The sequence below is a fragment of the Hwanghaeella grinnelliae genome, from assembly GCF_004005845.1.
Lineage (GTDB): Bacteria > Pseudomonadota > Alphaproteobacteria > UBA8366 > Aestuariispiraceae > Hwanghaeella > Hwanghaeella grinnelliae.
In genome coordinates this window covers 192028-210512 of record NZ_SADE01000003.1, presented here as the reverse complement: position 1 = coordinate 210512, position 18485 = coordinate 192028, and the positions used below count along the sequence as shown (strand labels likewise).

General features: G+C 59.9%; 15 protein-coding genes. 8 read left to right on the top strand and 7 right to left on the bottom strand.

Features of this window, described 5'->3' with window-relative positions; all coding sequences use genetic code 11:
* Positions 1-29 precede the first annotated feature (29 nt).
* Positions 30-1001, top strand: a complete 972-nt coding sequence (locus tag EOI86_RS17990) for a sugar kinase (protein ID WP_240035722.1) — start codon at positions 30-32, stop codon at positions 999-1001.
* Positions 994-1689: an HAD family hydrolase gene (locus EOI86_RS17985; protein WP_127766857.1), complete on the top strand. Its 696-nt coding sequence runs from the start codon at positions 994-996 to the stop codon at positions 1687-1689. Before EOI86_RS17990 ends, EOI86_RS17985 begins: the two co-directional genes overlap by 8 nt.
* 83 nt (positions 1690-1772) lie before the next feature.
* Here the strand turns inward: EOI86_RS17985 and spbR are convergent, their stop codons facing one another.
* From spbR to EOI86_RS17960, 5 genes are all read right to left on the bottom strand, one after another.
* Complete coding sequence (gene spbR, locus EOI86_RS17980) at positions 1773-2909, bottom strand: SpbR family protein (RefSeq protein WP_127766855.1); 1137 nt, start codon at positions 2907-2909, stop codon at positions 1773-1775.
* Positions 2910-3266: 357 nt separating this feature from the next.
* Positions 3267-3620, bottom strand: a complete 354-nt coding sequence (locus tag EOI86_RS17975; protein WP_127766853.1) for an ArsR/SmtB family transcription factor — start codon at positions 3618-3620, stop codon at positions 3267-3269.
* 317 nt (positions 3621-3937) lie between these two features.
* Positions 3938-7219: an efflux RND transporter permease subunit gene (locus EOI86_RS17970; protein ID WP_127766851.1), complete on the bottom strand. Its 3282-nt coding sequence runs from the start codon at positions 7217-7219 to the stop codon at positions 3938-3940.
* A gap of 38 nt (positions 7220-7257) precedes the next feature.
* Positions 7258-8415: an efflux RND transporter periplasmic adaptor subunit gene (locus tag EOI86_RS17965; RefSeq protein WP_127766849.1), complete on the bottom strand. Its 1158-nt coding sequence runs from the start codon at positions 8413-8415 to the stop codon at positions 7258-7260.
* A 254-nt stretch (positions 8416-8669) separates the two neighbouring features.
* Complete coding sequence (locus EOI86_RS17960; protein WP_127766847.1) at positions 8670-9599, bottom strand: histone deacetylase family protein; 930 nt, start codon at positions 9597-9599, stop codon at positions 8670-8672.
* A 259-nt stretch (positions 9600-9858) separates the two neighbouring features.
* Between EOI86_RS17960 and EOI86_RS17955 the strand changes: the two genes are divergently transcribed.
* The 6 genes from EOI86_RS17955 to EOI86_RS17930 all read left to right on the top strand — a co-directional run bounded on the left by EOI86_RS17955 (position 9859) and on the right by EOI86_RS17930 (position 14922).
* Positions 9859-10104 (top strand): exodeoxyribonuclease VII small subunit, encoded by a 246-nt coding sequence (locus EOI86_RS17955; protein WP_127766845.1) that lies wholly within the window; start codon positions 9859-9861, stop codon positions 10102-10104.
* Positions 10105-10187: 83 nt separating this feature from the next.
* Complete coding sequence (locus EOI86_RS17950; protein WP_127766843.1) at positions 10188-11075, top strand: polyprenyl synthetase family protein; 888 nt, start codon at positions 10188-10190, stop codon at positions 11073-11075.
* 104 nt (positions 11076-11179) lie between these two features.
* Complete coding sequence (gene dxs / locus EOI86_RS17945) at positions 11180-13096, top strand: 1-deoxy-D-xylulose-5-phosphate synthase (protein ID WP_127766841.1); 1917 nt, start codon at positions 11180-11182, stop codon at positions 13094-13096.
* Positions 13089-13544 (top strand): YbaN family protein, encoded by a 456-nt coding sequence (locus tag EOI86_RS17940; RefSeq protein ID WP_205032251.1) that lies wholly within the window; start codon positions 13089-13091, stop codon positions 13542-13544. Before dxs ends, EOI86_RS17940 begins: the two co-directional genes overlap by 8 nt.
* Before the next feature lie 5 nt (positions 13545-13549).
* Positions 13550-14314: a TlyA family RNA methyltransferase gene (locus EOI86_RS17935; RefSeq protein WP_127766839.1), complete on the top strand. Its 765-nt coding sequence runs from the start codon at positions 13550-13552 to the stop codon at positions 14312-14314.
* A 104-nt stretch (positions 14315-14418) separates the two neighbouring features.
* Complete coding sequence (locus EOI86_RS17930; RefSeq protein ID WP_127766837.1) at positions 14419-14922, top strand: toxin-activating lysine-acyltransferase; 504 nt, start codon at positions 14419-14421, stop codon at positions 14920-14922.
* Between the two features lie 324 nt (positions 14923-15246).
* Here the strand turns inward: EOI86_RS17930 and EOI86_RS17925 are convergent, their stop codons facing one another.
* The gene (locus EOI86_RS17925; protein ID WP_127766835.1) at positions 15247-15672 is read right to left on the bottom strand and encodes an acyl-CoA thioesterase; all 426 of its coding nucleotides are present in this window, start codon (positions 15670-15672) and stop codon (positions 15247-15249) included.
* Positions 15673-15853: 181 nt separating this feature from the next.
* Positions 15854-18418 carry an FAD-dependent oxidoreductase gene (locus EOI86_RS17920; protein ID WP_127766833.1) on the bottom strand — a complete coding sequence of 855 codons (2565 nt, stop codon included), beginning with the start codon at positions 18416-18418 and terminating at the stop codon, positions 15854-15856.
* Positions 18419-18485 lie beyond the last annotated feature (67 nt).

Here is an 18485-nt window from a genome sequence, read left to right as displayed (position 1 = left end):
AGGTTTGACGGGAAAAGAAGGCGAAGCGCGTGAAGACCCTGATCTGCATCGGCGAATGCATGATTGAATTGAGTGAGACCGGCGACAAGGTTTCGACCCTCGGCGGCGGCTCGTTGATGGCCCGCACCTTTGGTGGAGACAGCTTGAACACGGCGGTCTATGCCGCGAGGACCTTGGGCGGCAATGGCCGGGTTCACTATGCCACCGGTCTCGGGGACGATCCGTTTTCCGATGAAATGCTGGCCGCATGGCAATCGGAAGGTCTTGCGACCGACCTGGTTCTGCGATTCCCGGGACGTCTTCCGGGCCTGTATGCCATCAAGACCGACCAGGCCGGCGAGCGCAGTTTCCTCTACTGGCGGTCCAATGCGCCGGCACGCGAGGTTTTCGACCATCCGTCCGGCGGGGAATGGGCCGGTGCCATGATGCAGGCCGATTTGCTGTATTTCTCCGGGATCAGTTTGGCGATCTTGGACGATGCCGGGCGCGAAGCTTTGCTGTCGATCGCTTCGTCGATCCGGGAAGCGGGCGGACATGCCGCGTTCGATACCAACCATCGCCCCGCCTTGTGGCCGGATAAGGCTTCTGCGGCTACCTGGATGGCAAAAGCGTTCGAATGCTGCACCATCGGTCTACCGAGCTTGGAAGATGCTCGGGCGCTCGGTTTTGGGACCGCGCCGGCCGCCGTGGCCGAGAAGTGCAAGTCTTGGGGCGTGGAGGAAATCGTCGTCAAGGATGGGGCTGGGCCTTGTTTGGTTTCCCTGCCCGGTCAGCCGGATGTCTTCGTCGAGGGCAATGTCGTGGCCAAGCCGGTCGACACGACAGCCGCCGGGGACAGTTTCAACGGCGCCTATCTGGCGCATCGGCTTATGGGTGAAGACCCTGTTTCGTCCGCCCGGCACGGGCGGGCGATGGCGGCATGGGTTGTCGGTCACCGTGGGGCGATTGTCCCCCCGATGCCGTTGGCGGATTCACAAATGAACGGAGGCAGGCATGGATGATGTGACAGCGGCGAACGGCGCGTCCCGCCCCGCCGTGCTGACCGGACCGGTAGATGTCGTGATATTCGATTTTGACGGGGTGGTCGTGGACTCGGTCGAACTGAAGGTCGACGCCTTCCGGGACATGTATCGTGACCATGGTGCCGAGGTGATGAATGCGGTTGAAGCGTATACGCGTTACCACGGCGGCATGTCCCGCATGAAGAAATTTGCGTATTTCGAAGCGGAATTGATCGGCCGCCCTGTGGACCAAACCAGGATCGACGCCCTTTGCGCGGCCTATTCCGCCTTGGTCGAGGAAAAGGTTTGTACCTGCCCATTGATAGAGGGGGCGGAAGCATTTCTGGAGAGGTTTTCCGGCCGCATCCCCTTCTATGTCATTTCCGGTACACCGGAGGCGGAATTGAATCGGATCGCAGAACGAAGGGGTGTTTCAAAATACTTCCGGCGGCTACGTGGGTCCCCGATGTCGAAGGAAGAGGGGATCGAAGAATTCCTGGCCGACGGGCCGTTTTCCCGGGACCGGGCCGTCATGATCGGGGATGCGATCACCGACTACGACGCCGCCGTTGCGACAGGAATCGGCTTCGTCGGGATTGCCCCGCCGGATATTCCGCATTTTTTTCCGGATGGAACGCGGATTATTCCGAACCTCGTGCCCTTGGCGCGTGAGATCGGCCACGAATAGGTTGTAGACGTCCTAACCGATGCCCTAACGGCCGTCTGGTACGAACGGTGACGACGATCAACAAAATGGGTTGGACAGCCTAGTTAGAAGGCCGGGCCGGGCCGCTTTTCGATCTTGTTGAATTTGGCCAGCAGATATTCGACATCCGCATCGGCATAGACCTCGGCCTCATCATCGGGAACCGTCAGAACCCGCTCCAGCATCTTGCGCATCAGCTGTTCGGGATCATCGTCGGTACGCTCCGCCTCGGCCCCGACATTCAAGTCGACCGCGGACCGGAAAGCCACGTAAAGCGCACGCGGCAGTCCTGCCTTGTCATAGAGCGAGCGTAGGCCCAAATCGCCCTCGTCATGAATCAAAACCCGCGCATTACTGATCGGTACGTCGGCCAGAAGTGAGATCGCGGTCTCGAAAAACGGCATGTCGCCGACACATAGGGCGCGTAGAATGATCGACGGCGTCAGCCGTCCCTTATCGCGCATCTGTTTGACCAGGACCACAAGGTCCTCTTCGCTCGCGCCTTCGGAAACCAAACCGATTGTCGCCCGTTCCCGGGTTTGCAGGATCAGGTCCGCGGCCATTTGCTCAGGCAGATCGTGATTGGCAACAAGATAGGTTTTCAATTCATCCGAGATCTTGGATACGAGTTTCTCGGCCACTGACACCGGCAGACGCTCGCGGTGGACCAATGGCTTCTGGACTCGTTCGATCTCGCCATGCTTCTCGACAACTCTTTCCAATGCGGTGTCGGATATCGCCGCACCTTCATTGGATACCAAGCTGACGACGGCGTCTTCGGTTCCATGTTCGACAATGGCTTCGGAAACGGATTCGGAAACCGCGGGCCGCTCCGCGACCGCGACCTGACGCGCACCTGGCTGCGTCCGGACGATTTCCAAAAGGTCGTCTTCCGTCAGAACGTCGGAGTAACGGATGATCGGCAAGGCCACACTGTCACTGGTGTCGCTTGCAAGCTTGGAAGCCAGATCATGCGGCAAGTTAGGGGCGGATTGCAGATTCTTCGCCAAGGCCACGCGAACACGTTCTTCCGCATCCTTGACCATGATGTTGAAGATCTCTTCGGCGAGTTTGCCTTCCGATTCCGATAAGGTGCCGTCCCCGAATTGTTGCGCGACCTTCTCGGCCGTCGACGCCCGGTTTTCCGGCGACGGATCCGACATGAGGCGTGCTACATCATCGTGATTGAGATTTCCTGCCATACGCACTCTCTTGGAGGCTTCGCCGCTTTGGAACACCGTTGTGAGGGTGTAGATCCGGCGTCTGGGCCTCATCTGTTATGTGGCTCGGCTTGGCGGATACCGTGAAAAGTCCGCAACGGTATTTGCTTACGCCGTTGCTTGCACAAACACTTCCACCTACCGACCCGCCCGATAACAGATTGGCGAATACCGTCGCCGCACGCAACCGAGAACGGAGCGATTTAGAACAAAATGCATATGTTTGTAACCATGATCCGGTCACCTCGCGGCCGCGATAGGCGGGCAAGATCCGGCAAAAAAGACCATTTCCAACCATGACCCGGGTGCGATGCGCCCGGATCATGATTGGGAAAATGTCTATGCGGTGCGAAGAACCGTGACGGAATCTCCGCCGACGACCGCATCTTTACCATCCGTTCCGATGCCATGCATCGAAGCGAGACAGGTCAACAAATGTGAAACACGTGGATCGGAGAGCGAGTAATAGATCTTCTGAGCATCTCGCCGCGTCTTGACCATCCCGTCTCTTCTAAGACGAGCCAGATGCTGGGAAAGAGCGGATTGGCTCAAGCCAACCAGTTCCTCCAGCTCTCCGACGGCCTTTTCCTCTTCAGAGAGGTAGTGGAGAATTTCGAACCAGCGTTCGTTCCCCATAGCTTTCAACAAGGTAACGATATCGACCAAATGTGCCGACAAAGTTGTATCTGACATGTATGCCTCCCGCGCCTAGGCGACCCCTCGCCGTAAATCGAAATAGCGCAAATTAACTAAGCCGCGACAACCTTGGCGCGACTTATCACCAAACGGCAGACCCGATTTACGTCTACCTACAAACAACCGTATCACGGATTCGTGAGCAGCTGAATATAAGAAAGCGTCAAACGGTGCCGCTCTTTATTCGTACTAGGGAATACGCGACTGCGCAAAAAAATTTACGAAAAATAAATCATATCTTTAAAAATCCGACAACATTATAATATTACGAATATATATTAGTGCTCTGGGGGAGTCGAATACCGCTCCGATCATCACTCCGCAGGTTGGTCAATCTTGCCCGTGGAGATTTCATCAGCAATTGCAGGATTACCGACCTCTGTCTGACCTGGGATATCCCGTTCGGTGGGCGTGCTCATGAATCCGGAAATCAGGGACAAAAGGGGCGGAACGACACCCAATGTCACCACCGCTGATAGGGAAAGTCCGCCGACGACGACCGAACCCAAGCCTTTGTATATTTCCGATCCTGCGCCCGGGAATGTCACCAGCGGCAACATGCCGAACACACTGGTCAGCGTAGACATGAAGATCGGCCGGATACGGTTACGGGTCGCTTCGACGATAGCGTTCTGGGGTGACAGCTCTTCTTGCCGAATGTGATAGAGCGTCTGATGCACGATCAGGATAGCATTATTGACCACGATCCCGATCAGGATGACGAAGCCCAGCATGGTGAGTGTATCCAGGGCCTGGAAAGTAAATAGATTCAGGATCTTCAGGCCTATCAGGCCGCCGGCGGTCGCCAATGGCACCGAAAAGACGATGACCATTGGGAACAGGAAGCTCTCGAACAGGACAGCCATCACCAGGAAGACAATGACCAGGGCCAGGACAAGGTCCAATCGCATGATCTCAACCGCTTCGGAAAGCTTGTCGGCAGTGCCGGAAAGGCGGATGGAGACACCCGCGGGCAAGCCCTGTTCTCTGAGGGGGGCGACGACTTCGGTCTGCAACGTCTCCAGCGCGCCGCCCAGTGCGATGTCGTTCCTGGGGCTGACCTGCAAGGTGACGGTCCGTCGGCTTTCCACATGGCGGATTTGCGTCGGGCCGGCGGTCACCGAGACGGTCGCCAGGGACGAAACGGGTACGATGGTTCCGGATCGCGTCACCACCGGTAGATCCCCGATGCCTTGCGTTTCCGTTACGTTGATTTCCGGTCCCTTCAGCATCAGGTCCATCAAATCGCTGCCGACTGTGATTTCGTCGACGCGCAAGCCGTCGTTAAAGGTGTCGATCGTCAGGCCCAGCTCCGTCGCTGTCAGGCCGTTATCGGAAAGAGCGACGGGGTCGGGAATGACGCGGACTTCCGGGGCCCCCAGCGTAAGGCCCGGTATCGGACGTACCTGGTTCCCTTCACGGAACGGAAATGCTTTGACGATCAAGCCGAAAGTTCGCTGCGCGGTATCGATGATCTGCGGCAGATCGGGGCCCGAGATATCGATGTCGACCGACCTGGATCCGCCGACCCCGCGCCCGAACAGCGAGGCCTGACGGAAAAAGCTGAAGGTGCCCGGTTCCTGGTCGACGGCTTCCGACAATACGCCTTTCAGTTTGGATACTTCGGTGGGATCGATCGTGCTGGCGCCCACGAATGTACGGCTTTCCGTGGCGACGAAGAAAAAGTTCTCGATTTTCGGCAATCCGTCGGGACTCGGTCCGGGGCCCGACTTGCCGGGAAACAAAGGGCTGACGCTGTCTTCGACGGCTTGTCCGATGCCCCGCATCGTTTCCAGATTGTAGCCCGGTGGCGGCAGGACGAACCCGAACATCAGGTTTCGGTTCCCATCGGGAAGGTAATCCAGGTCCGGCAGAAACGCCCAGGAGACGGCACCGGCGCCCGCGGTGATCCCGACGACCAGGATGAAGGCCAGCTTCCGGCTGGTGACAACGGCTTTGGTCAACCCGACTGTCGCCGCGGCGAATCCCTTGCCGAATGCATCCAGCAGCGGGCCTAGCGTATGACTGAAAAGCCATGCGATGACGTTGAATCCCGGAAGGTCGGCGACTTTCCTGCCTTTGCCGGTCATCTGCCCGCCCAGCAATTTGTTGGATAGGGCCGGAATGACCGTTATCGAGACGAGCAGCGACAGCATCACCGAAACGGAGATCGCAACGGCGATGTCCCGGAACAGCTGTCCGATTTCCTGTTCCATCGTCAGGATTGGAATAAAGACCATCACGGTTGTCAGGGCGGATACAAAAATTGCGCCCCAGACTTGCTGCGCGCCCTTATAGGCTGCTTCCGAGGCCGGCATGCCCGATTGCCGCAGCCGGTAGATATTTTCCAACACCACGATCGCCGCGTCGACGACCATGCCGACGGCAAAGGCGATCCCGGCCAGGCTGACCACGTTGAGCGACCGCCCAAGCGCAGCCATCGCGACGAAGGAGGCGATGACTGAAACGGGAATGGCCAGCGCGATCACAAGGGTCGCGCGGACCGAGCGCAGGAAGATCATCAGGATCGCCGCGGCCAACAAACCGCCAACCCAGATGTTCTGGGTCACGAGGTCGATGGCCGAGTTGATATAGACCGTCTCGTCATAGACCTGGAACATCTCCAGCTTCTGGTTCGGCAGGGCGAATTTGTTCAAATCCGCCACGGCGGCCTGGATGCCTTTCATCGTCTCGATGACGTTTGCGCCGGTTTCCCGGGTGGCGTTCATGGCGATGGCGTACTCGCCGTTCGCGCGAATGGTGGCCGTGGCTTTCCGGTATCCGAATTCGACTTGGGCGATGTCGCCGACGGTGACGCGGCTGACGCGACCGGTCTCAGCATTGCTCCAACTGCGCAGAACGACTTTCGCGACATCTTCTGGGGTGGAGAAATCATTGTCGGTTCGAACGACGTAGCGCCTTTTGCCTTCCTCGACATCGCCCCCTGAAACCGACGCGTTCGCGCGCTGCAGGGTCGCCACCACATCCGATACCGTCAGACCGTATTGGGACATGTATTCCGGGTCGACGATGATGTGCATTTCCCGAGGGCCGCCGCCGAAGAAATTCACGTCCGCGACGCCGGGAACGCGCTCCAGGCGGTCCTTGATGACGTCTTCGACGAAATCGCCATAGGTGTGGATATTGTTGTCGTTGCCAGGGGCGGGAATGACCCGGAACCAAGCGATAGGATTGTCGTCGCTGCCCGATGTGCTCAACACCGGTTCGTCCACTTCCTCAGGGTATCCCGGGACGCGGTCCAACTGGTTGGCGGTCAGAAGTAGGGCGCGGCTCATATCCGTGCCGACGGCGAATTCCAGCGTGATATCCGCCCGTCCGTCCTGAACCTGACTGGTCATCCTGTCCAGGCCTTCCAGCCCCTGAAGCACTTCTTCCTGTTCGTTCAGGACTTCCCGTTCGATCTCCGCCGGGGCGGCGCCGAACCAAGAGGTGCGGATGCTGAGAACTGGATTCCGCACATCTGGCGCCAATTGGATGGGGATCGTGTTCGCCGCGACGATGCCGAACATCACGGCCATCAGGACGGCCGCGATAATCGCGACAGGCCGTTCAATGGAGATGCGGATCAGATCCATGGCGGTGCCTTATTCTACGCCGCCGTCGCGGCAAGGTTTTAGCTCGCTTTTCCGTTGTCTGGGGCGTTGCCGACGGTAACGTCCTCTCCCGGGCGCAGGCGCTCATTGCCGCGAATGACGGTCATATCGCCGACCTTCAACCCTTCCAACACGATGAAGCGGTTGCCGATGGCGCCGTCCAGTTTGACGGGACGGGGCTGCGCCTTGCCGTCCTCGACGACGAAAACCATGTTGGCGTCGCCGCGCGGGATGACGGCGTCCTTGTGAACGGAGATCACATCCCGGATGGTGCTGACCGGTACGTTCACCGTGACGGTCTGATTGGCGGCAAGGGGGACGTCGCCCTTGCTCAGCAATTCGTCGAGCGCCGGGGTGAACCGGACGGCCCTGGTGCGGGTCAGGGCGTTTTCCTCCGGAATCACCGCGCGAACGAATGCATCCACAGTGTGACCCGGCCCCAAGGAAACCTGAACGGATCGACCCGGAAGCAAGCCGGCTGTCCGATTCGATGGGACCTCCGCGGCGATTTCCAAATCCTGATCGTTGATCATGGTCACGACAGGATCGCCAACATTCAAATACGCTCCGCGCTGCGTGTGCCGTTCTATAATGACGCCGTCATAGGGCGCGCGCACCTCGGCCAACCGCACGTCGATCTCGGCAATGCGTAAATCGGCGATCGCGGCGGCGACGGAAGCTTCCGCTTCGCCAACCTCACTGATTTTGGTCTGGACCGTATTTGCCTGGTCGTCGTAACGGGCCGGCGAAAACGCGGATGATTGACGAAGGCGTTCCAGGCGCGCGAGTTCCTGGTTGGCCAAATCCAGTTCCGCTTTGGCGGTGGTTACCTGCGCGCGGGCCAGCTGGACTTGGGCGGCGGCAAGGTTGCGGGTCTGGCTGATGCGATCCATCGCGATCCGCAAGATGATGTCCCCGGCCGCGACCCTGTCGCCGGCATCGACGGTCACTTCATTGACAGGGCCGCGGGTCAATGCCGCAACGACGCCGCGCTGACGCGCCACCAACCGTCCAAGGACCGGCGAGGTCTGGGTCAGGGGCTCATCGATCACCAAATCGACGAATACCGTCGACGGCCCGCCCTGCGCGTGGGCGGGGACCGCCGATGCAAAAAGGGCCGGAAAGCCAAGAAAAAAGCCCAGAATCAGCCCCAAAACTGTTTTCGCTGCGCAGTTCATGTGATCTCCCGGTACTCTATTCGCGACCACCCAAGCGTCCGTTCACTGGAAAGCCGCCACCTACGCAAAACTGCAAAACGGGGGCTTCCGCACGCCAGCCAAATCCGCAACCGTCCCGCCCCACTGTCGCTACCCGGCTAATACCACCTACGCGGTTACCCAGGAAGACTGAAATAGGGTAGAGGAATCCAAGGTCAAAGGAAGGGGAGAAATTCCGCGCGGCATCATTGGGGGCAGCACCGTTCCAGGCAGAGTCAGGCCTCCATCAAGGCCCGGACATGCGCTGCCGCTGAACGACCCAGCGCGCCCAGGTCGTAGCCGCCTTCCAAAGTGGAAACGATGCGGCCCTCACAGAGCTCGTCGGCCAGCGCCGCGAGTTCCGATGTTGCCCAATGATAGTCGTCTTCCACAAGGTTCAGGTTCGCCAAAGGATCGTCGCGATGCGCGTCGAAACCGGCGGAGATCATCAGCAAATTCGGTTTAAAATCACGAAGCGCCGGAAGAATGCGGACCTCGAATGCGATACGGAATTCCTCGCCGCCCGCATTCGGTGGCAAAGCAACATTGACGATATTCCCCGCCACGCCGCGTTCCGATTCCTGACCGGTTCCCGGATAGAGCGGCATTTGATGCGATGACGCGAAGAACATGTTCGGTTTGCGGGCGAACATGGCCTGCGTCCCGTTGCCATGGTGAACGTCGAAATCGACGACCGCGACCCGGTCCGCCTTGTGGGCGGCGACAGCATGTTCGGCACCGATAGCGATGTTGTTGAACAGGCAAAAACCCATCGGGTGCTGCGGTTCGGCATGGTGCCCGGGTGGGCGCACGGCGCAAAAGGCATTCTGGTATTTGCCGGTCATCACCGCGTCGACCGCCGCAACAGCGGCGCCGGCAGCGCGCAGCGCGGCTTCGCCAGATCCCGGTGAAAGGGAGGTGTCGGCATCCAATTGCACAATGCCGTTTTCGGGCACCGACCCCAGAATGTCATCCAGATGGGATGCGGGATGGCACCGCAGGATCTGCTCGCGCGTCGCGCGCGGGGCTTCAACACGTTCCAGGTCCTCGAATGCATCCGCTTCCAGGGCGACGAGAACGGAATCCAACCGCGCCGGCTGCTCGGGATGGCCGGCCCCCATATTGTGTTCGCGGCAGGACGGATGCCAGAAGAGTGCTGTGGTCATGGCGCCGAGTTTCAACCTAAACCGAGGGCGGGGGCAAGAACGGATATCCCCAATATGACCGGTATTGCGTTCATTGCGCTTGTTGGGGCGTTTCGCGGGCTGTTCGGATTGTCCGGGCGGCCCGTTGCTTATGCCGGATACGGTGACAATGATTGCGCCGATCCTTGCCGGAGGATTATAACCCCCATCCAAAACGCGTCGCGCCGATGGACGGAATCGTGCTGCGATGCTTGTGCGAACGCGACTGGAGAGTGACTGAATGGCGGGTCAAAAGCCGAAGATCGAAGATCTCACATTTGAGCAGGCGCTTGCCGAATTGGAGCAGCTTGTGCGGAAGCTGGAGGAAGGCGACGCCAGTCTGGACGGCGCCATCGAAGCGTATGAGCGCGGCGCCTTGTTGAAGCGGCACTGCCAGAAGAAGCTCGACGAAGCAAAGGCGCGCGTCGACAAGATCACCGTATCGGCCGACGGATCCGTCGCAACCGAACCGGCTGATATGGAATAACCTCACCCAGCCCCGGAATAGACCTTTCCGCCTGTTGGCCTTCTTTCCCGGCCCGATCTTGGCCTTTCTTGGAATGTGATGCGATGGAAGATTTTGAACTCGCCTTGCGCGGCGCAGCAGACCGCGTTGAAGGGGAATTGGACCGGATCCTGACGACCGATATCGCGCCCGAGCAGCGTTTGATCGACGCGATGCGGTACAGCGTACTGGGTGGGGGCAAACGATTGCGCCCGTTTTTGACCCTGCAGACGTCCCGGCTGTTCGGCGTGTCGGAACGATCCGCCCTGCGGGCCGCTGCGACGATCGAATTGGTGCACTGCTATTCCCTGGTTCACGACGACCTGCCCGCGATGGACGACGATGATCTGCGTCGCGGTAAACCGACCACACACAAGCAGTTCGACGAGGCAACGGCGATCCTGGCGGGCGATGCCCTTCTGACCCTGGCATTTGGGGTGCTGGCCAATCCGGAAACACACGGCAATCCGGCGATCCGGGCGGACCTTGTCACGCGCTTGGCGAAAGCCGCCGGCGGGCACGGCATGGTGGGTGGCCAGATGATCGACCTCAGCGCGCCGGGGACGAACCTCGACATCGGGTCGATCACGCGTCTGCAGCGCTTGAAGACCGGGGCATTGATCGAATTCGCCTGCATCGCCGGTGCGGTTTTGGGGAATGCCCCCTCAAAGGCACGTGAGGCCTTGCGAGGTTATGCTCACGATTTGGGCCTCGCGTTCCAAATCGCCGACGACTTGCTGGACGTGGAAGGCTCGGCCGAAGAAGCGGGCAAGGCGGTTGGCAAGGATGCCGGGCACGGAAAGGCGACTTTCGTCTCCATCCTGGGACCTGAACGAGCGCGCGATCAGGCGGCGTTGCTGACCGACCAAGCTATTGAACATCTTGCGATTTTCGACGATAAAGCCGATCTTCTAAGGTCCGCAGCCAAATTCGTTGTGGAACGTCGGCACTAACGGTCAAGGTATTTCGGCCGACGCAGACAGGGTCGTTTTGACCGGCCAGGGTATCCGGTGCGCGTATTTTTGTTCTTGGAATCAATAAGGTCTGGAGTTTCACGGTGAACACGTCGACCCCCTTGCTGGACAAGGTCAATTCACCGGCCGCGTTGCGCAGCTTGGCCGAAAGCGAGCTGCGTCAGCTAGCGGACGAATTGCGCACGGAAACCATCAGCGCCGTCAGCCAGACCGGTGGCCATCTGGGCGCGGGGCTTGGGGTCATCGAATTGACCGTGGCCTTGCATTATATTTTCGATACCCCGTCGGATCGGTTGATCTGGGATGTCGGCCATCAGTGCTACCCGCATAAGATTCTGACCGAACGCCGCGACCGCATCCGGACCCTGCGTCAGGGCGCGGGACTGTCCGGCTTCACGAAGCGGTCGGAAAGTGTCTATGACCCGTTCGGCACCGCGCATTCCTCGACCTCCATTTCCGCCGGTCTCGGCATGGCGGTCGCGCGCGACCTGGGTGACAAGGACAATTCGGTCATCGCCGTGATCGGCGACGGTGCGATGAGCGCCGGTATGGCCTTTGAAGCGCTGAACAATGCCGGTTCGATGAATTCCCGGCTGATCGTGATCCTGAACGACAACGACATGTCCATCGCCCCGCCGGTCGGCGCGATGAGCGCCTATTTGTCTCGGCTGCTGTCGTCGAAGTCGTATATGTCGCTACGAAGCCTCGGCAAACACATTGCTGAGCGGTTCCCGAAACAGTTGGAAAAAGCGGCTGAACGGGCGGAGGAATTCGCCCGCGGTTTCGTTACGGGCGGAACCCTGTTCGAGGAGATGGGCTTTTACTATGTCGGCCCGATCGACGGCCACAACCTGGAACATTTGCTGCCGGTCTTGAAGAATGTCCGCGATGCCGAGGGTGCGGGGCCGGTCCTGATCCACGTGGTTACGCAAAAGGGCAAGGGCTATGCCCCGGCGGAAGAGTCGGCGGACAAGTATCACGGCGTTTCCAAGTTCGACATTGTCACCGGAACCCAGGTGAAGGCGAAGCCGAATGCGCCCAGCTACACCAAGGTATTCGGTCAGACCCTGACGAAACTGGCGGATGAGGATGACAAGATCGTCGCCGTCACGGCCGCCATGCCGGATGGGACAGGGGTGAATATTTTTCAGGAAAAGCATCCCGACCGCAGCTTCGATGTCGGCATTGCCGAACAGCATGCCGTGACCTTCTGTGCGGGGCTGGCGACGGAAGGCTATAAGCCGTTCGCGGCGATCTATTCCACCTTCCTGCAGCGCGGTTACGACCAGGTGGTGCACGACGTCGCCATCCAGAAACTGCCGGTCCGCTTTGCGATCGACCGGGCCGGTTATGTCGGCGCGGATGGGCAAACGCATTGCGGCGCCTTCGACATCGCCTATCTCGCCAGCTTGCCGGACTTCATTGTCATGGCCGCGTCGGACGAAGCGGAACTTGTTCATATGGTCGCAACCGCCGCGTCGATCGATGACCGCCCGTCTGCTTTCCGGTATCCGCGGGGCGAGGGCGTCGGCGTCGACATGCCCGAACGGCCGGAAGTGCTGGAAATCGGCAAGGGCCGGGTGGTGCGCGAAGGCAAAACGGTCGCCATCCTGTCGCTGGGCGCGCGGTTGCAGGAATCCCTGCAAGCCGCAGACCTGCTGCAAGCGAAAGGCTATTCCACGACGGTCGCTGACGCCCGTTTCGCCAAGCCGATCGACGCCGACCTTGTGCGGAAATTGGCACGCGGACATGACGTCTTGATCACGATTGAGGAAGGCTCCATCGGTGGCTTCGCGACCCAGGTTCTGGACCTTCTGGTGCGTGAGGATTTGACGCAACAGGTGAAGGTGCGGCCGATGTTCATGCCCGATGCCTTCCTGGACCAGGATAAGCCTGAGGTGCAATACGAGCAGGCCGGTTTGACCGCGCCGCATATCGTCGCCACGGCCGTTGCGGCGCTCGGCGGAGATTCGGAAGTGGAGACGCCGGTCCGTGCCTAGCGCGGCGGCGACGGTGCCGACCGCCATGCCCGATATCCGGCCCCAATCGAAAGTTCATCCAAAGGTCACGCATCGCGTGATCTTTTTGTGCCTCGGCCTCGTGGCCCTGGGGTTGGGGTTGCTGGGGGTGTTTCTGCCGCTTCTGCCGACGACGCCTTTCCTGATCGTCGCTGCCTGGGGCTTCGCGCGGTCCAGCCAAAAGCTTCACGACTGGCTCTACGATCACCCGCGCTTCGGTACGCTGTTGCGCGACTGGGACTCCCATCGTGTCATCCCGGTCTGGGGGAAGGTCTGTGCTGTTTCCGCAATGACGGCGAGTTTCCTGTATATGGCTCTCTACCGCGATATGCCGCCATGGCTGCTGGCCGTGACCGGCGTGGTTTTGTTGTCCGTTGCCGCCTATGTGGTGAGCAAGCCGGGCCGGAAGCCATCAACGGACCGAGGGTGACGGGTATGGCTGCCAGCGGTAAGGGACGCGTTAGGAAAATCCGGGCGGATCAGGCGCTTGTCGATCGCGGGTTGGTGGAAACACGGTCCAAGGCCCAGGCCTTGATCATGGCCGGGGTCGTCTTTTCCGAGGAAAAGAGGATCGACAAGCCTGGACAGCAGATAACCGAGGAAACACCGCTGGAGGTTCGGGGGCAGGATCACCCCTGGGTCAGCCGGGGTGGCCTGAAGCTGGAGAAAGGATTGACTGCTTTCTCGGTCGACCCGGCGGGGATGGTCGCCCTGGATGTCGGCGCATCGACCGGCGGCTTCACCGATGTGTTGCTGCAGAACGGTGCGGCGCGCGTCTATGCGGTCGATGTCGGCCGTGGTCAGTTGCATTGGAAATTGCGCACCGATGAACGGGTGGTGGTTCTTGAGTCAACGAATGCCAGACACCTGAGGCCGGAACTGGTGCCGGACCCAATCGATATCGTGGTCTGCGACGCCAGCTTCATCGGACTGGAGAAAGTCTTGCCGGCGGCGCTCGATTTGGCGCGGCCGGGCGCGTGGCTGGTCGCGTTGATCAAACCGCAGTTTCAGGTCGGCAAAGGTGAAGTCGGCAAGGGCGGCGTTGTGCGCGATCCTGACCTGCACGGGCGGGTCTGTGACGAAGTCGCGGCTTGGTTGAGCGGAGAAGCCGGCTGGCAGGTCGAGGGCATCGCCGAAAGCCCCATCACCGGCCCGCAAGGCAATGTCGAATTCCTGATCGGGGCGCGGAAACCGGGTTAGACGTGTCGGGCATGCCCGTTGAAATTTGTCCCGTTCGGGAACTGTGGTACGGTTTGAAGCATTCCAATTCCGGCCACTTGGTAACGATTTAGGCGGTGAGAAAAATGTCCGAGTCAGAGAGTGAAAATGCCCTTGCGGTAGAGCCGGATGCAGCCGGCAATGCGACCGGGCAGCGGTCGTTGACGCTGGGGCAGGCCTCCTCGGAAATCCTTTGGCTGATGACCCAGACAGCGAGCCACCGGCACTTTTTCATGGCCGATGCGGAATGGCTGATCTTCGCGCCAGTCGCCAGGGCGCGGTTCCGCATGTACCGCGACGAAAAAGGCGGACCCGCCGGATGTGTGTTGTGGGCATCACTATCGGACGAGGTCGAAAAACGTGTCGAATCCGGGGCTTCCCGCCTTGCACCGGCCGATTGGACCAGCGGCGAAAATCTATGGATCATCGATGTGATCGCGCCGCGCGGTAAAGCCGCGGCGATGATCGAAGACATGCGGAACAACGTTTTCAAGGGGCGGCGCTTTAAATTCCACGCGACCGACAAGGACGGAAAACGCACCGTGCAAACGGTCGAGCCCGCTGCGGAAACTTCAGCAGATAGTGTGTAACAGCGGAAAATAGGGTATTGGCCTGTTTGGCCCGCTGGCGCGGCCATCGCCGCTTGGGCGACGGCCGCTGCCTGCGACACCGGTACAAAATTGTACCCGTTGGGCTTGGGAGCCCCAGAATTTCCCCCAAGCCGCTGGCCGTACCGGAGACCCCATCCAGCACAACCCCTAGTGACGGTTTGGTAGCACGGTTCCGAACGCCGAACGCCAACAGACCTATCGGCATGGTGAACTGGCGTTGACAACGTTAGCCCGAAAGCAGGATGGCCGCGCATCCTCCGTGCAATGTCAACAACGGTTGACTTGGCGCGCAAGTCGCTAGGGTCACTCAGGCTGCTTCAGGGCCTCTAACCGTGCCTTCATGGTATCCGATAACGGTTTTGACTTTCGCGTTTCGTCATCCATTTGGACCATGATGGTGACGGCGTGGCCGCAGACTACGCCATTCTGAACGATAATCTGTTCAAGCACGCAGGAACTGGATCCGACCTTTTTCACACGCGTGCCGACATCGACAATGCCCGGCCAGTTCATCTCGGCCTTGAAGTCCAGTTCAAGTCGCGCGATGACGAAGGAGCCGCCGGGTTCGACGATCGGGTTATCGGGGTTGTAGAGAAAACTGACGCGGCCGGCCTCAAGCATCGTTGCAAAGACAGCGTTGTTCACATGGCCTTGTCGGTCCGTATCGTTGTAGCGCAGTTTTTCGACGACCCAGGACGGATATTCGCTTTTTACGTCGGTTTCGGACATCTTTTCGGGCCCCTCCACGGCTGGTGCAAGGCCCGTTTGTCGGCCTCAATATCGATTGGCAGCAGAATGTACCGTGGTCCCCAGGGCCGCAACATCGCGCTATGCCCGCCAACCGATCAAAATAAAACCGCCGGAACCCGAAGGTCCCGGCGGTTTGGGATTCACGGTCTCAATCAGGCGGTTAGGACTTCATCCGCGCATTGGTCGGGTCGTACAGCGCCTTCATGCCGACGGCCTCCACCTGAACCGGGAATTTCTGGTTGAAGTATTCGATCTCCAACGCACGGCCTTCCTCGCAATAATCCTGGGGCAGGTAACCCAAGGCGATATTCTTGCCGATGGACGGGCCGTAGGCGAGCGAGGTGGTGTAGGAACGCCGACCTTGAGCGTCGATCAGAACCTCGTTGGTCTTCGGGTCGACGATCGGGCAATTGCCCATCATGAAGCGGGCAACGCCGTCCTGGTCGACATTGTCGGTCACCGTCAATGTGCAGAGCATGGCCACCTGATGGGCCAAGTCCCGCTGCTTGAGGTTCGCCTCCTTGCCGCGGAAATCGGCGGCCTTGACCTTCGGGCGGGCAAGCCCGGCTTCCAGCAGATTGTACTCGGTCAGCAGGTCCGCGTTCTGCAGCCGCAGGCTTTTCTCCAGCCGGCGGCTGTTGGCATAGGTCTCGACGCCCACCGGTGTGATGCCGACCTCTCGGAACATATCCCACAAGGCGAGGCCGTAGGACATGGAGAAATGAAGCTCCCAGCCCTGCTCACCGACATAGGAGATGCGGAAACCTTTGACCGGAACGCCGCGCAGGGTGAAGTCCTTGCAGGCGCCGAAAGCGAAGTTTTCCGGGTCCAGGCCGGCCGGGTCATCAGCCAGTTTCTTCAGGGTCTCGCGGGCGTTGGGGCCCCAGACACCGATGCAGCCGTAGTGGTCGGTGCGATCTTCGACAAAGACATCCCAGCCCTTGTCTTGCGTCATGCGGCGCAGATAGGTGGCGTCCCGGTTACCCGCGTCGCCGCCGTCGATCATCTGGAAGCGGTTCTCACCCAGGCGCAGCAGGGTCAGGTCGGCCATCACCCCGCCCTGGTCGTCCAGGAAGTTGGTGTAGACGCCCTTGCCGACGGCGGTGTCGCCGGCGACCTTGGAGGAGGAGACATACTCCATCAGCGTCGCCGCATCGCGGCCGGTGATGTCGTAGATCGCGAAATGGGACAGGTTGACCATGCCCACATTTTCGGAAAGCTCCAGATGTTCCGCGTTCGAGACGCGCCAGAAATGGCGGTTGTCCCACTCGTGCAGACGTTCCGGAACACGGTCCGCGTATTTCTCCAACAGCGGTTCGTTGCTGGCATAGCCGTGGGCGCGTTCCCATCCGGCGATTTCCATGAAATACCCGCCCAGTTCCTTTTCCCGCAGATAGTAGGGGGCAGAGCGCAGGTTGCGGCCCTTGGAATAGGGTTCACGGTTATGGACCGGCGGATTGTAGATCTTGAAAGCCGATTCGAAACAGCGGTCCTGGATGAATTTCTCCGACTTCTGGATCGGGTAGTAACGCGCGTAATCGATGCTGGCATGGTCGATATGGGTGCGTCCGTCGGTCATCCAATCGGCAATGATCTTGCCGGTGCCGGGGCCATCCTTAACCCAGACGGAAACGCCGTACCACAAGCCGCGAACATCCGGGGACTCACCGATGGACGGGCCACCGTCGGCGGTCACCTGCAGCAATCCATTGAAGGAGTGTTTCTCGTTGTAGCCAAGTTCCCCCAGGACCGGAGTCAGTTCCATGGCGCGTTCCAGCGGCTCTATGATCTGCTCCATATCCAGGTCGCGCTGTGACGGGGAAAGCCGGGCTTGTTCCTTTTCCAGCAGGTCGCGCGGATGGACCAGGCGGGGTTCCTTTTCCTCATAGTAACCCCATTCGATCTGGCCGCCCTCGGTGCTTTTCGGGTCGCCGGTGTCGCGCAGATAGGCTGAGTTTCCCTGGTCGCGCAGCAGTGGGAAGCCGATTTCCTTGCCGGTGCCTTCGAACTCGTTATAGGGGCCAAAGAAGGTCAACGGGTGATCGACCGGCATGACCGGCAGATCCTCGCCAGCCATCTCGGCGATAAGGCGGCCCCAAAGCCCGGCGCAAACGACCACTTTGGACGTTTCAATATAACCGCGCGGGGTGTGCACGCCTTTAATCTTGCCGTCTGCGATGTCCAGACCGGTGCACGGCGTGTTGGGCATGATCTGAAGCTTGCCGGTTTCCTCGGCGTCGCGGATCATTTCGCCGGCGACGACTTGGGACCGGGGGATGACCAACCCTGCGTCGGGATCCCAAAGAGCGCCCTGGATCTGGTCTTCCTCGACCAGCGGCATCAGTTCCTTCGCCTTTTTAGCGGTGATCATCTCAACCCGACTGCCGAATGCGCGGCCGGAGGTCACGCGACGCTCCAATTCGAGCATCCGTTCATCATCACCCTTTCGGGCAACTTCGATGCCGCCGATCCGCGCGTAACGACCTCGTTTCTCGAAAAAGTCGATCGAGTATTTGGTCGTGAAGATCGTCATCTGATCGTGCATCGTGTTGAAACAGAAGTCCGATGCATGGCCGGTCGAGCCGATATCGGTCGGGATGCCCGATTTGTCGATGCCGATGATGTTTTCCCAGCCCCGTTCAATCAGGTGGTGGGCCACGGAAGCCCCGACGATACCGCCCAGGCCGATAATCACGACATCCGCGCTCTTTTGGAACTGCGCCATTAAAACCGTCTCCGTCATAGAAGAGTTTTTGTCCCTCCCCACGGCATGAAACCGCCGCCGTGGGAAC